The organism is Nocardia sp. NPDC023733, assembly GCF_040639775.1.
Lineage (GTDB): Bacteria > Actinomycetota > Actinomycetes > Mycobacteriales > Mycobacteriaceae > Nocardia > Nocardia rosealba.
Window position 1 is genome coordinate 394,160 of record NZ_JBFAAN010000001.1, and the last position, 12,275, is coordinate 406,434.

The following is a 12,275-nucleotide window of genomic DNA, read 5'->3' on the forward strand; positions in this document are numbered from 1 at the left end:
GGCCGGGTGAAACGACCGGACGGGGTCGGGCGATTATGTGGGCCAACCGCCGTAGGGCACGGTGATCAGTTCCAGGAAATGGCCGTTGGGGTCGAGGAAGTACACGCCTCGGCCCCCGTCGTTGTGATTGATCTCGTTGACGCCGTGCTGCTGCGGATCGGCCCAATGGTCCAGCTTGTAGCGCTGGATCTTGGCGTAGGCCGCGTCGAACTCGGCTTCGGAGACCAGGAACGCGTAGTGCTGCGGCTGGATCTCGGAAACGAACGGCGGCACCTTCGCGAAATCGAACGTGACGCCGTTGTCGAGCGGGATGGGAATGAACGGACCCCACTCTTTTCCTATGTCCAACCCGAGGATGTCCGCCCAGAATTCGGCGGTTTCCCTATTGTCCCGACATCCGACAATGGTGTGATTGAACTGTACTGACAGGGGATTTCTCCTTGGTTCGTGACGGCGCCGACCCTGGGCTCGGTACAAGGCGGCCGACAGGAGCACCGTCACCGGAAACGAGATTAGCGCCGAATCCCGGGCCCGGCAACGCCGATGGCGCGGTAGGTTCGCGCCATGAGGATTCGTGGAGCCGTTCTCGAACGCGTCGCCGATCCGGCACCGTTCGCGCAGTCGCGGCCGATCACCGTGTGCGAACTGGAGCTGGCCGAGCCGGATGACGGCGAGTTGCTGGTGCGGATCGAGGCGGCCGGGTTGTGTCATTCGGACCTGTCGGTGGTCGACGGCAACCGGGTGCGCCCGGTGCCGATGCTGCTCGGTCACGAGGCGGCGGGCATCGTCGAAGCGATCGGCGCCGGTGTCGACGATGTGACGGTCGGGCAGCGCGTGGTGATGACGTTCCTGCCGCGCTGCGGCGACTGCGCGGGCTGTGCCAGCAACGGCCGCACACCCTGCGGGCCCGGCAGTGTCGCCAACAACGCGGGCGAGCTGCTCGGCGGTGGGCGGCGGCTGCGTCGCGACGGCGAGGACGTGCACCATCACCTGGGGGTTTCCGGGTTCGCCACGCACGCCGTGGTGGATCGGCGGTCGGTGGTCCCGGTCGACGACGACGTACCACCGGAGGTCGCCGCAGTCCTGGGCTGCGCGGTACTCACCGGCGGTGGCGCGCTGCTCAACGCCGCGAAACCCGGTGCGGGAGACCGGATCATGGTGGTCGGTCTCGGCGGCGTGGGGATGGCGGCGGTGCTGGTGGCGGTGTCGCTCGGGCTCGGTGAGGTGATCGCCGTGGACACGGTGCCCGACAAGCTGGCGCTGGCACGGGAATTCGGGGCCACCGCCGCCTTCACCCCCGCCGAGATCGCCGAGCGAGCGGTGAACGCCGACGTGGTGATCGAGGCCGCGGGTAATGTCCGTGCCTTCGAAACCGCCGTCGCCGCAACGGCTCCCGGTGGTGTCACCGTGACGGTCGGCCTGCCCGCACCCGAGGCCACCGCCACCATTTCCCCGCTCGCGCTGGTCGCCCAGGGACGATCCATCATCGGCAGCTACCTCGGCTCGGCCGTGCCCGCCCGCGACATCCCCGAATACGTTCGGATGTGGCGCGCCGGGAAACTGCCGCTGGAACGACTCGTGTCGGCGCGCATCGGACTCGACGCGGTGAACGAGGCCATGGACGAACTCGCCGCGGGCGCCGCGCTGCGGCAGGTGATCGTCTTCGGCTGACCTCGGCGTCCCCGGCCGGTGCCTGCTCGATAGGCTTGCGGACAAGCGGAAACGATGACGAGGAGATGCGGTGACCATTCGGGTCGGAGTGCTCGGAGCACGCGGCAAGGTCGGGCAGGCCATCTGCGCGGCGGCGGAGGCGGCGGCCGATCTGGAGCTGGTGGCCCAGGTCGACAAGGACGACGCGCTGGAGGCGTTCACCGAGACCGGCACCCAGGTCGTCGTCGACTTCACCCACCCCGACGTGGTGATGGGCAACCTGAAGTTCCTGATCGAGAACGGCATCCACGCCGTGGTCGGCACCACCGGTTTCGACGAGGCACGGCTCACCGAGGTGCGCGGGTGGTTGGCGCAGCGTCCCGAGGTCGGGGTGCTGATCGCGCCGAACTTCGCCATCGGCGCGGTGCTGTCGATGCGGTTCGCCGAGCAGGCGGCGCGGTTCTTCGAGTCGGTCGAGGTCATCGAACTGCACCACCCGAACAAGGCCGACGCGCCCTCGGGCACCGCCTACCGCACCGCCGCGCTCATCGCCGCCGCCCGCGACGAGGCGGGGGTCGGGCGCAGTCCCGACGCGACGACCGCCGAACTCGAGGGTGCGCGCGGCGCCGACGTCGACGGGGTGCGCGTGCACTCGGTGCGCCTGGCCGGGCTCGTCGCCCACCAGGAGGTGCTCTTCGGCACCCAGGGCGAGACGCTGACCATCCGCCACGACTCCATCGACCGCAGCTCGTTCGCCCCCGGCGTGCTGCTCGGGGTTCGTGAGATCGCCGGACGGCCGGGCCTGACCGTCGGGCTCGACCCGTTCCTCGACTTGTGAGCGCCGATCCGGTGACCCAGGCCGAGCCGAACCGTCAGGTCGTGAAAACCGTTGCGCTCGTTGCCTTCCTGGTGCTGGCGCTGGTGTTCTACTTCATCCGCCTCGGTGGCCTTGCCATCGCCTACATCGCCGACGGCAAGCCGGCGGGCATCGCCATCGGCATCGGCATGCTCTTGCTGCCGATCGTCGGCGTGTGGATCGTGTGGACCACCTTGCAGGCCGCCCTCGATCATCAGCGCCTGGCCCGGCGCGTCCACGACGAGGGCCGCGAGGTCGACACCTCGCAGCTGCCGCGTCGCCCGTCCGGCCGCATCGAACGCGACGCGGCCGACGCCCTGTTCGCCGAGATCAAGGCCGAGTGGGAAGCCGACCCGGACAACTGGCGCAGCTCCTACCGGCTGGCCCGCGCCTACGACTACGCCGGTGACCGCACCCGCGCCCGCGAGACCATGCGCCGCGCGGTGGCCCTCGAGAAACTGGAACGCGACGGAAAGTAGCTCATGGCCCGGTTGCTCATCGTCCACCACACCCCCTCGCCGCACACCCAGGCGATGTTCGAAGCGGTCCTGGCCGGTGCCACCGACCCGGAGATCGAGGGCGTCGAAGTGGTGCGCCGAGCCGCGCTGGCCGTCACCGCCGTGGACGTGCTGGAGGCCGACGGCTACCTGCTCGGCACCCCGGCCAACCTCGGCTACATGAGCGGCGCCCTCAAGCACGCCTTCGACACCATCTACTACCCGTGCCTGGACTCCACCCGCGGTCGTCCCTACGGGCTGTACCTGCACGGCAACGAGGGCACCGAGGGCGCCGAGACGAGCGTCGAGCGGATCACCACCGGGCTCGGGTGGACGCGCGCGGCCGCGCCGGTGGTGGTGTCGGGGCCTCCCGGCAAGGCCGAACTGGAACGCTGCTGGGAGCTCGGTGCCACCATCGCCGCAGGTCTGATGGGGTAAATGCGCATCGCCCCGAATTCTGGTGGCTGACATCGCGGCTGCCGATACGGTAGAACTCGACTCCGACGTGTTGCGGGCTGGCCGCGGATGGGTGTTCGAGATGGGGAGTGGTCGGTGACCGAGGTGCAGACGGTGCGACGGATCGGGTTGGTCGAGGACCACGAATCGGTGGCGATCGGGTTGGCCGCCATGCTCGGCCCCGAACCCGACCTGGAACTGGTCGCCACCGCCGAGACCGTCGCGGGCTTGCTCGCCGACGCCGACGACCTGGATCTGGTGGTGCTCGACCTGCGCCTGCCCGACGGGTCGAGCCCCGAGGACAACGTCACCGCGCTGCGCGAGCGCGGCATCGAGGTGCTGGTGTTCACCGGCGCCGACAACGCCTTCCTCGTCCGCTCGGCCGCCAAGGCCGGCGTGCTCGGCGTGCTGCGCAAATCCGAGGGCGCGGCCACCGTGGTCGATGCCGTCCGCCGCGCGGCCTCCGGCGAACAGGTGGTCACCACCGACTGGGCCGCCGCCATCGACGGAGACCCGCAGCTGTCCGACGTGGGTCTGAGCCCACGCCAGGAGGAAGTGCTCATGCTCTACGCCTCGGGCGAGAAGGCCTCGCGCGTGGCCCGCCTCACGGGGCTGTCGGAACAGACTGTCAACGACTACCTCGGCCGCATCCGGCAGAAGTACGCCGACGCGGGCAGGCCCGCGCCCACCAAGACCGACCTGTACAAACGGGCCGTCGAGGACGGGTGGCTGCCCGTGCCGGAGAGGCAGCAGCGCACGTGAGCACCGCGGTCGCCGCCGCGCCCGCACCCGTCGCCGAGATCGACCTGTCGCACGCGGCGACCGATCAGATCCTGCGCAGGCTCGGAGTGGTCATCGGGATCGGTGCGCTGATCGTGATGATGCTCGAATTGCCCGCGGTGCTGGTGCAACCGGTCTACCTCGCCCGCTGGCCCGAGATCCACCTCGTGTCGGCCTATGTGCTGTTCGCGGTACTGGCGATCGTGTCGGCGCGCGGCCCGGTGCGCGCGATCCGGCGTGCGGCCGGCGCCGCCGCGGTGGTTTATCTCGCGGCTGCGGCGGTGACACCGCTGCTGTACTCGGTGACCTACATCGGCTCGTTCGCCTCCTGGCCCTACCGGGGACTGGCTGTCGGTGCGCTGGCGGCGGGGCTGGCATGGCCACGGCGGGTGGCTGCGGTCTTCGTCGCGCTGCTGGCGACGGTGGCCGCGATATCGAATGTGCTGGTGATCCCTGGTAGTTCGATGTGGACGCTGGTCGGTGACATCACCCGGGCGCTCGGTGTGGCCGCGCTGTTCCTGTGGTGCGTGGTGTACGCGCGGGCCGCCGCCGAACGAGTCGACCGGGAGGCCATCCGGCAGCGGGTACGCGCCGCGACGGTCGCGGCGACCACCGCCCGCGAACGCGAAGGCGCCCGCTTCGCCGCACTCATCCACGACGCGGTGCTGTCGACCCTGCTCGAGGCCTCACGCAGTGCCGGGTCGACCCCGGTGCTGCGCCGCCAGGCCGCGCGCACCCTCGAACAGCTCGAACAGTCACGCAACGCCCCCGAGATCGACCACTTCGACGCCGCCGCCACGGTCGAGTTCCTGCGCGACGCGGTGCGTGAAGTGGATCCCGAACTGCCCGTTCAGGTTTCCTCACGCGGTGCCGACCTGCGGCTGCCGGTGGAATCGGCGCGGGTGCTCGGCGCGGCACTCATGGAGGCGGTGCGCAACAGCTTGCGCCATGCGGGCGCAACCGGTCGCACCGTTCGGCGTGGCTTGTCGGTGACCATCGCGACCGGCGGCATCCGGGTGGTGCTCACCGACGACGGCGTCGGCTTCGACCCGGCCCGCGTCCCGGCCGACCGGATGGGCATCACCGGCAGCATCCTCGGCCGCATGCGCACCCTCGCGGGTGGCGCGGCGTTCGTCGAGTCCTCGCCCGGCGCGGGCACCGTGGTCACCCTGGTGTGGGCCAGCGATGGCTGAGCGCGACCTGCCGTTCGGGATGCGCGACCTGTTCGGCCTCAGCGACGGAACCGCCTGGCTGTTCGTCGTCATCTTCGAAGCGACCATCGTGATGCACCTGCGGGTGAACTTCGGCATCGCCCCACCACTGCCCGCCACGGCCGCACTGCTGCTGATGGCGGCGGCCGCGCTGGTGGTGCTGGTGTTCCCGATGGATCCGCTGCCCTGGCCGCCGACGGTGTTCGTCGCGGCCGCCGGACCGATGGCGATGGCGCTGACCGTGCCGTGGGTGCAGAACCCCTCGGGCTTCTCCAACCAGTTGTGGACGGCCTATCCCACTTCGTATCTGCTGGCCATGCTCGTCCTGCGCGGGCGGGTCGGTGCGGCCTGGCTCGGCGTGGCGGCGGCCGCGTCGGTGCTCATGACGCTCGGGGTGTTCACCGAGTGGCACGCGGAAACCGTGGTGCGCGCGCTGACCCCGATCGCGACCGTCGGCGCGGTGACGGTGTTCATGGCCATCGTGCGGCCCACCCAGCGCTCGCTGCGCGAGCTGGGATCGCAGGCGAACCTGCGCGCCGCCACCGAGGCGGCCCTGCACGCGGCGACGGCCGAGCGGGACCGTCAGCTGGTCCGGCTCGACCAGGTGGCGGGCCCGATCCTGACCCGCATCGCCGAGGGACGCGAACTCACCGACGACGAACGCGAACAGTGCAGGCTGCTCGAAGCCGAACTGCGTGACGGATTACGCGCCCCCGAACTGGTCACCGAACGCCTGAGCACCGCCGCCCGGGGCGCGCGGGCGCGCGGTGTGGAGGTGACACTGCTCGACGACGGCGGTTTCCGTGGTGTCCCGGAATGGGTGCGGCGCAACGTGATCGAGGCCGCCGTCGAGGCACTCGACGCGGCCCGGGCGGGCACCGTCACCGTGCGGGTGCTGCCCATCGGCAGACGCTGGGTGGCGACGGTGCTGGCCACCGGACCCGACGGCGACCGGCGCACGGAGATCGATACTGCCGGTGACGTGCGGGTTTCCACCTGACCCGAATCTGTCGTACCCCTGTGCCAGGGTGGTGGCATGCAGCGGATGAATGCGGCGGCGGCCCGGCGGATCGCGCTGGCCGCCCAGGGTTTCGGCAAACGCCGCCCGGCCAACCCCAAACGGCGGGCGATTCTCGATGTGGTGGCCAGAACCCGCCTGCTGCAACTGGATTCGGTCTCTGCCGTGGTACGCGCCCACTACGCGCCGGTGTTCAGCCGGATCGGCCCCTACGACCGCACCCTGCTCGACGGCGCCGCCTGGAGCGACAGCCCACGCGCCCGGCGCGGACTCGTCGAGTACTGGGCACACGAGGCCGCGCTCATCCCCGTCGCCGACTGGCCGCTGATGCGGTGGCGCATGGCCGAATACGAACACGGCCGGTGGGCGGGCATGCGCAAGGCGGCCGAACGCAACCCGACGCTCGGCAAGGACATCCTCGACGTGGTCACCGAGGTCGGTGCGGCCAGCGCCCGCGAGATCGAACGGCATCTCGAACTCGACAAGCCGCGCCCCAAGGGCACCTGGTGGAATCTCAGCGACACCAAACTGATCTGCGAGCAGTTGTTCGCCGCGGGCGAGTTGTCCACCGCGCGCCGGGTCGGCTTCACCCGTCACTACGACCTCACCGAGCGTGTCGTCCCCGCCGACATCCGTGAACGTGCGATCGCCGAAGCCGACGCGGTGCGGGAACTGGTGCGCCGCGCGAGCCGGGCGCTCGGTATCGCCACCGAACCCGACCTGCGCGACTACTACCGGCTGCACCGCCGCCAGAGCGCGCCTGCCATCGCCGAACTCGTCGACGCGGGCGAACTCGTCCCGGTCGATGTCGACGGCTGGGACGCACCGGCCTACCTGCACCCGGAGGCGAGTATCCCGCGCCGGATCACGGGTGCGGCCCTGCTGTGCCCGTTCGACCCGCTCATCTTCTTCCGGCCCCGCACACAGCGCGTGTTCGACTTCCACTACCGCATCGAGATCTACACACCCGAACCCCAACGGGTGCACGGGTATTACGTCTTTCCGTTCCTGCTCGACGGCAAGCTCGTCGGCCGGGTCGACCTGCGCGCCGAACGCGCGACCGGACGGCTGCTCGCCCCCGCCGCGTTCGCCGAACCCGGCCACGCCACCGCCGAGACCGCCCACGCGCTGCGCGGCGCGCTACGCGAGATGGCGGACTGGCTCGAACTCGACGAGGTGGTGATCGGCGAGCGCGGCGACCTGGCCCCGCTGTTATGACCGGGTGCGCGTCACCATTTCTGTCCGCGCATCTGATCGCGCAATGCGCCGGTGACCGCACCCGAGAGCCACGAGTTCAGTGACTGCCCGTTCTGCTGGGCCGCCTCCTCGGCGCGGGACTTGAGCTGTTCGACCAGCCGCAGGGTGACGCGGCTGATGTCGCCGGTCATCTCCTCGAAGGTCGGGGGTTCGGCATCGTCGCCGGACGTGTTCTTGCGCACGTCGGCCACGACGTCGGTGCCGTCGAGACGCACGTGCACGGTGCGGTCACCGAGCTCGGTACTGATCTCGGCGGCCAGTTCCGACAGGGCCGACAGCAGCACCAGCCGGTGCGAGCTCTCCACCGCTGCGGCCAGTGCGGCGGCGGTGGCCTGCGTTTTCTCGTCGCCGAGAGCCGCGGCGGCGAGCAGTTCCTCGCGCAGCCGCGCGGTGTGAGCGTTCAGATCCATGACATCAGCATGACGTCACTCATGACATCACGCAAGGAAGGCGACCCCTACCGGCCGCGACTTCGGCCGCTAGGGTGTCGAGGCGCTCGAGCCGACCGGGTAGCCTTTCTGACCATGACGAACGGTGAATCGACGCCCACGGAGCTGCACGCATCCGGCACGGTAGGTGTCGCGATGGTGACCCCCTTCAGCGCTGCGGGCAAGCTCGACGTGGACGCCGGGGTGGCGCTGGCCGCTCGCCTGGTCGATCGCGGCGTCGATCTGCTCGTCGTCTCGGGCACCACCGGCGAGTCGCCGACCACCACCGAGTCGGAGAAGGTCGATCTGCTGCGTGCCGTCGTCGACGCCGTCGGCGACCGCGCCACCATCATGGCCGGTGCCGGAACCTACGACACCGCGCACTCCATCGAGCTCTCGCGCGCCGCCGAGAACGCGGGCGCGCACGGTCTGCTCGTGGTGACCCCCTACTACTCCCGGCCGACGCAGGAGGGGCTGATCGCACACTTCACCGCGGTCGCCGACGCCACGTCGCTGCCGGTGACGCTCTACGACATTCCACCGCGGTCGGTGGTGCCGATCGCCATCGACACGATCCGATATCTGTCCGAGCATCCGAACATCGTCGCCGTGAAGGACGCCAAGGGCGACCTCGTCTCCGGTGCCGATCTCATCTCTAGCACCGGACTGGCGTTCTACTCCGGTGACGACGGGCTCAATCTGCCCTGGCTCTCGGTGGGTGCTGTCGGATTCATCAGTGTGATCGGGCATCTGGTGCCCGAACGCCTGCGCGAGATCCACCAGGCCTATACGGCCGGTGAGGTGGCTCGGGCCAGGGAGCTCAACGCGACACTGCTGCCGCTGTACGCGGCCATGACCCGCCTGGGAGGTGTGGCGATGTGTAAGGGAGGACTTCAATTGCTCGGGATTGACGTGGGTGAACCACGGTTGCCCCAGCTGATGCCGACGCCGGCTCAGCTCGACGAGCTGGCGCTGGATCTGCAAGCCGCGGGGGTGACCGCATGACCGAACCCACTGGTCGCAAGCCCCGTCGCCGGGCCGCGTCGCGTCCCGCGGGCGCGCCGGAACCTACCCCGGCCGAGATCGCACAGGCGGCCGAGCCGGTCGCTGTGCCGCCCGTGGCCGAACAGCCCGTGGCAGCACCCGCCGCGGCCGAACCGGTCGCCGAGATCGCCGCCGAGGCGGAACTGACGGCCGAGGCCGAGTCGGTACCCGAGGCGCTCGAGATCGCGCAGGATCGCGCCCCGGCGAAGAAGACGACGTCGCGTCGCGCCAAGGCCAAGCCCGCCGAACAGGCCGCTGCCCAGCAGCCGAACCGTCGCGGTGGCGGCGGTGGCCGGGGTCGCCAGGGTGGTCGCGGCCGCGGTGACGCGCAGGCCGAGCCGCGCGAGAAGGCCGCCCAGGACAAACTGGGTCTTCCGCCCAAGCTGCCCAAGAACGGGCTGCGCGTGTTCGCGCTCGGCGGCATCGGCGAAATCGGCCGCAACATGACCGTTTTCGAATACAACGGCAAGCTGCTGATCGTCGACTGCGGTGTGCTGTTCCCCGAGGACCAGCAGCCGGGCGTCGACCTGATCCTGCCCGATTTCCGGCCCATCGAGGACCGGATGGACGACATCGAGGCGATCGTGCTCACGCACGGTCACGAGGACCATATCGGCGCCGTGCCGTTCCTGCTGCGCATGCGCCCCGACATCCCGGTGATCGGCGCCAAGTTCACCCTCGCCCTGGTGGCGGCCAAGGCCCGTGAGCACCGCCTGCAGCCGCGGCTGCGTGAGGTCGCCGAGGGCGAGACCACCGTGCACGGCCCGTTCGAACTCGAGTACTTCGCGGTCAACCACTCCATCCCCGACGCGCTGGCCGTGGCCATCCGCACCCCGGCGGGCGTGGTGCTGCACACCGGCGACATCAAGCTCGACCAGCTGCCGCTGGACGGCCGCCTCACCGACCTGGCCGGTTTCTCCCGCCTGGGCGACGAGGGCGTCGACCTGTTCCTGGTCGACTCGACCAACGCCGAGGTCCCCGGCTTCGTCACCCCCGAACGCGAGATCGGCGGAGTGCTCGACAATGTGATCGGCAAGGCCCGTAACCGGGTGATCGTCGCGTCGTTCGCCAGCCACGTGCACCGCATCCAGCAGGTGGTCGATGTGGCCCAGAAGCACAACCGCAAGGTGTGTTTCGTCGGCCGCTCGATGGTGCGCAACATGCAGATCGCCCAGGACCTGGGCTACCTGTCGGTGCCCGACAATGTCGTGGTCGAGATGGATCAGGCCGCGAACCTGCCCGGCAACCGCCTGGTGCTGATCTCGACCGGTTCCCAGGGCGAACCGCTCTCGGCGCTGGCCCGGATGGCCCGCGGCGACCACCGCCAGATCAACATCCGCGCCGACGACCTGATCGTGCTGGCGTCCTCGCTGATCCCCGGCAACGAGAACTCGGTGTTCGCCGTGGTCAACGGCCTGGCCCGGCTCGGCGCCACCGTCATCACCCAGCAGAGCGCCAAGGTGCACGTCTCCGGGCACGCCTCGGCCGGTGAGCTGCTGTACTTGTACAACGCGGTGCGCCCGACCAACGCGATGCCGGTGCACGGCGAATGGCGCCACCTGCGCGCCAATGCCGCCCTCGCGGTGGCGACCGGTGTGCCGGAGGAGCGGGTCGTGCTCGCCGAGGACGGCGTCGTGGTCGACCTGGTCGACGGCATCGCCTCCATCGTCGGCCGGGTCCCTGTCGGGCACGTCTACGTCGACGGCCTCTCCGTGGGCGACGTCGGCGAGTCGACGCTGTCGGACCGCCTGGTCCTCGGTGAGGGTGGCTTCATCTCGATCGCCATCGTCATCGACGCCACCACCGGCAAAACGGTGAGCACCCCCGAGATCAACGGGCGTGGTTTCTCCGATGACCCCACCGCGCTCGACGGCGCGAACGAACTGGTCGAGGCGGAGCTGCTTCGTCTGGCGGGCGAGGGCATCACCGACACCCACCGCATCGCCCAGGGCGTGCGCCGGGTGGTCGGCCGCTGGGTCGCCGACACCTACCGGCGCCGCCCGATGATCGTTCCGACGGTCATCGGCGTCTGACCCTCGAAATACGAAAACCGCCGGGTGACGTTGTCGCCCGGCGGTTTTCGTCGTTTCTCAGGCCTGGCAGGCCGCGGAGTCGAGCTTGGCCGACTTCACGATGTTGCAGGCGAAGGTGTGCGACACCTTCCACGACTCGTCCTCGGCGACGAAGTCGATGAAGGCGTCCTGCACGGGCTGGCCGTCGATGGTGACGTCGGCGTCGGCCTTGAGCTTGCCGTCGGCGGGTTCACCCACGTTGGTGATGGAGACCTTCACATTGTTCTTCTTGGCGGCGTCGACGAACTTGTCGACCAGCATCGGGTCCTGGTCGGCGTCCTCGATGTAGGTCTTCTTCTCGTCGGCGGTGAGCTGGCCGCTCATCGCCTTGGTGAGCCGCGCGTTGAGTTCCTCGACGGTGGGCTTGGGCAGGTTAGGCGGGGTGGTCTCGGCGACGTCGCCGCCTTCTTCCTTGTCCTGCTTGGCCGTACCGGACTCGAAGGCGGCCGCGGTGGTGGTGGCGCCCGCGCTGCTCGACTCGGTGTCCGAAGAACCGCACGCGCTCAGGCCCAGCGACGCGACGAGCGCGACGAGGACGGCGGCGGTCTTGATCGGTCGGTTGTTCACTACAACTCCCATGATGGTGGTCGAAACGGTCGGGCTAGAGCTGGTAACCGCTGGTGCAGTTCCAGTGCTTGATCGAGGCATTGCCCGGATTGCGGTTCAGCGCTTCGCGTTTGGCGCCACCGATGGTCGAGGCCGAGCCGTAGCTCCACCAGCCACGCGAGATCGCGATGGCTCCGCACCCGTTGCGATAGGAGACCTTCACGTCGCAACCGCCGCCGCCACCGCCGCGCCGGCAGGCCGACATGGCGCCCGCCTCGGCATCGGCGTAGCTGCCGTAATCGGTCGCGTACCCGTACACCCCCGAATTGACCGACGCCGCGATGGCGCCGTAGTAGCCCGACTGCGCCTGCGCCGGTGCGATGTGCCCCGCGAACATGGTCGCGACGGTGGCACCCAGCACGGCCGCGCTGGTGAGCATTCTCTTCACTTGTTCCCCTTC

Annotated in this window: 14 protein-coding genes; 10 read left to right on the forward strand and 4 right to left on the reverse strand. The window is 69.8% G+C overall.

The window, feature by feature from the left end; translation table 11 throughout:
* Window positions 1–33: 33 nt before the first annotated feature.
* Complete coding sequence (locus AB0F86_RS01695) at window positions 34–429, reverse strand: VOC family protein (RefSeq protein WP_067492972.1); 396 nt, start codon at window positions 427–429, stop codon at window positions 34–36.
* 135 nt (window positions 430–564) lie between these two features.
* Between AB0F86_RS01695 and AB0F86_RS01700 the strand changes: the two genes are divergently transcribed.
* The 8 genes from AB0F86_RS01700 to AB0F86_RS01735 all read left to right on the forward strand — a co-directional run bounded on the left by AB0F86_RS01700 (window position 565) and on the right by AB0F86_RS01735 (window position 7,686).
* Complete coding sequence (locus AB0F86_RS01700) at window positions 565–1,671, forward strand: zinc-binding dehydrogenase (RefSeq protein WP_356983957.1); 1,107 nt, start codon at window positions 565–567, stop codon at window positions 1,669–1,671.
* Between the two features lie 70 nt (window positions 1,672–1,741).
* Window positions 1,742–2,488, forward strand: a complete 747-nt coding sequence (gene dapB / locus AB0F86_RS01705) for a 4-hydroxy-tetrahydrodipicolinate reductase (RefSeq protein WP_181696923.1) — start codon at window positions 1,742–1,744, stop codon at window positions 2,486–2,488.
* Window positions 2,485–2,985: a hypothetical protein gene (locus tag AB0F86_RS01710; RefSeq protein WP_225280460.1), complete on the forward strand. Its 501-nt coding sequence runs from the start codon at window positions 2,485–2,487 to the stop codon at window positions 2,983–2,985. Before dapB ends, AB0F86_RS01710 begins: the two co-directional genes overlap by 4 nt.
* A 3-nt stretch (window positions 2,986–2,988) precedes the next feature.
* Window positions 2,989–3,441: a flavodoxin family protein gene (locus AB0F86_RS01715; protein WP_225280461.1), complete on the forward strand. Its 453-nt coding sequence runs from the start codon at window positions 2,989–2,991 to the stop codon at window positions 3,439–3,441.
* An 87-nt stretch (window positions 3,442–3,528) separates the two neighbouring features.
* Window positions 3,529–4,221, forward strand: a complete 693-nt coding sequence (locus AB0F86_RS01720; protein WP_067492691.1) for a response regulator transcription factor — start codon at window positions 3,529–3,531, stop codon at window positions 4,219–4,221.
* Window positions 4,218–5,432, forward strand: coding sequence for an ATP-binding protein (locus AB0F86_RS01725; RefSeq protein ID WP_181696925.1), 1,215 nt, complete (start codon window positions 4,218–4,220; stop codon window positions 5,430–5,432). Before AB0F86_RS01720 ends, AB0F86_RS01725 begins: the two co-directional genes overlap by 4 nt.
* Window positions 5,425–6,450, forward strand: a complete 1,026-nt coding sequence (locus AB0F86_RS01730; RefSeq protein WP_181696926.1) for a hypothetical protein — start codon at window positions 5,425–5,427, stop codon at window positions 6,448–6,450. Before AB0F86_RS01725 ends, AB0F86_RS01730 begins: the two co-directional genes overlap by 8 nt.
* Window positions 6,451–6,486: 36 nt before the next feature.
* Window positions 6,487–7,686 (forward strand): crosslink repair DNA glycosylase YcaQ family protein, encoded by a 1,200-nt coding sequence (locus AB0F86_RS01735; RefSeq protein WP_225280462.1) that lies wholly within the window; start codon window positions 6,487–6,489, stop codon window positions 7,684–7,686.
* Window positions 7,687–7,697: 11 nt separating this feature from the next.
* Here AB0F86_RS01735 and AB0F86_RS01740 read toward each other — a convergent pair whose 3' ends face one another.
* Window positions 7,698–8,135: a hypothetical protein gene (locus tag AB0F86_RS01740; RefSeq protein ID WP_067492704.1), complete on the reverse strand. Its 438-nt coding sequence runs from the start codon at window positions 8,133–8,135 to the stop codon at window positions 7,698–7,700.
* Window positions 8,136–8,249: 114 nt separating this feature from the next.
* Here AB0F86_RS01740 and dapA point away from each other — a divergent pair, with 114 nt between their 5' ends.
* Together dapA and AB0F86_RS01750 are read left to right on the forward strand one after the other, a co-directional pair.
* Window positions 8,250–9,158, forward strand: a complete 909-nt coding sequence (gene dapA, locus AB0F86_RS01745; RefSeq protein ID WP_067492706.1) for a 4-hydroxy-tetrahydrodipicolinate synthase — start codon at window positions 8,250–8,252, stop codon at window positions 9,156–9,158.
* Complete coding sequence (locus AB0F86_RS01750; RefSeq protein ID WP_356983962.1) at window positions 9,155–11,230, forward strand: ribonuclease J; 2,076 nt, start codon at window positions 9,155–9,157, stop codon at window positions 11,228–11,230. Before dapA ends, AB0F86_RS01750 begins: the two co-directional genes overlap by 4 nt.
* A gap of 57 nt (window positions 11,231–11,287) precedes the next feature.
* Here AB0F86_RS01750 and AB0F86_RS01755 read toward each other — a convergent pair whose 3' ends face one another.
* Complete coding sequence (locus AB0F86_RS01755; protein WP_067636350.1) at window positions 11,288–11,836, reverse strand: hypothetical protein; 549 nt, start codon at window positions 11,834–11,836, stop codon at window positions 11,288–11,290.
* Window positions 11,837–11,870: 34 nt separating this feature from the next.
* On the reverse strand, window positions 11,871–12,254 hold the full coding sequence (locus AB0F86_RS01760) for a DUF4189 domain-containing protein (protein ID WP_225280807.1): 384 nt from the start codon (window positions 12,252–12,254) through the stop codon (window positions 11,871–11,873).
* Window positions 12,255–12,275 lie beyond the last annotated feature (21 nt).

What these genes read in the sequence shown, in the direction of transcription:
- AB0F86_RS01735 (WP_225280462.1), top strand. Translation starts at nt 6,487, where the DNA reads ATGCAGCGGATGAATGCGGCGGCGGCCCGGCGGATCGCGCTGGCCGCC.
- AB0F86_RS01715 (WP_225280461.1), top strand. Translation starts at nt 2,989, where the DNA reads ATGGCCCGGTTGCTCATCGTCCACCACACCCCCTCGCCGCACACCCAG.
- AB0F86_RS01720 (WP_067492691.1), top strand. Translation starts at nt 3,529, where the DNA reads ATGGGTGTTCGAGATGGGGAGTGGTCGGTGACCGAGGTGCAGACGGTG.
- AB0F86_RS01730 (WP_181696926.1), top strand. Translation starts at nt 5,425, where the DNA reads ATGGCTGAGCGCGACCTGCCGTTCGGGATGCGCGACCTGTTCGGCCTC.
- dapA (WP_067492706.1), top strand. Translation starts at nt 8,250, where the DNA reads ATGACGAACGGTGAATCGACGCCCACGGAGCTGCACGCATCCGGCACG.
- AB0F86_RS01750 (WP_356983962.1), top strand. Translation starts at nt 9,155, where the DNA reads ATGACCGAACCCACTGGTCGCAAGCCCCGTCGCCGGGCCGCGTCGCGT.
- AB0F86_RS01760 (WP_225280807.1), bottom strand. Translation starts at nt 12,254, where the DNA reads ATGCTCACCAGCGCGGCCGTGCTGGGTGCCACCGTCGCGACCATGTTC.
- AB0F86_RS01700 (WP_356983957.1), top strand. Translation starts at nt 565, where the DNA reads ATGAGGATTCGTGGAGCCGTTCTCGAACGCGTCGCCGATCCGGCACCG.
- AB0F86_RS01740 (WP_067492704.1), bottom strand. Translation starts at nt 8,135, where the DNA reads ATGGATCTGAACGCTCACACCGCGCGGCTGCGCGAGGAACTGCTCGCC.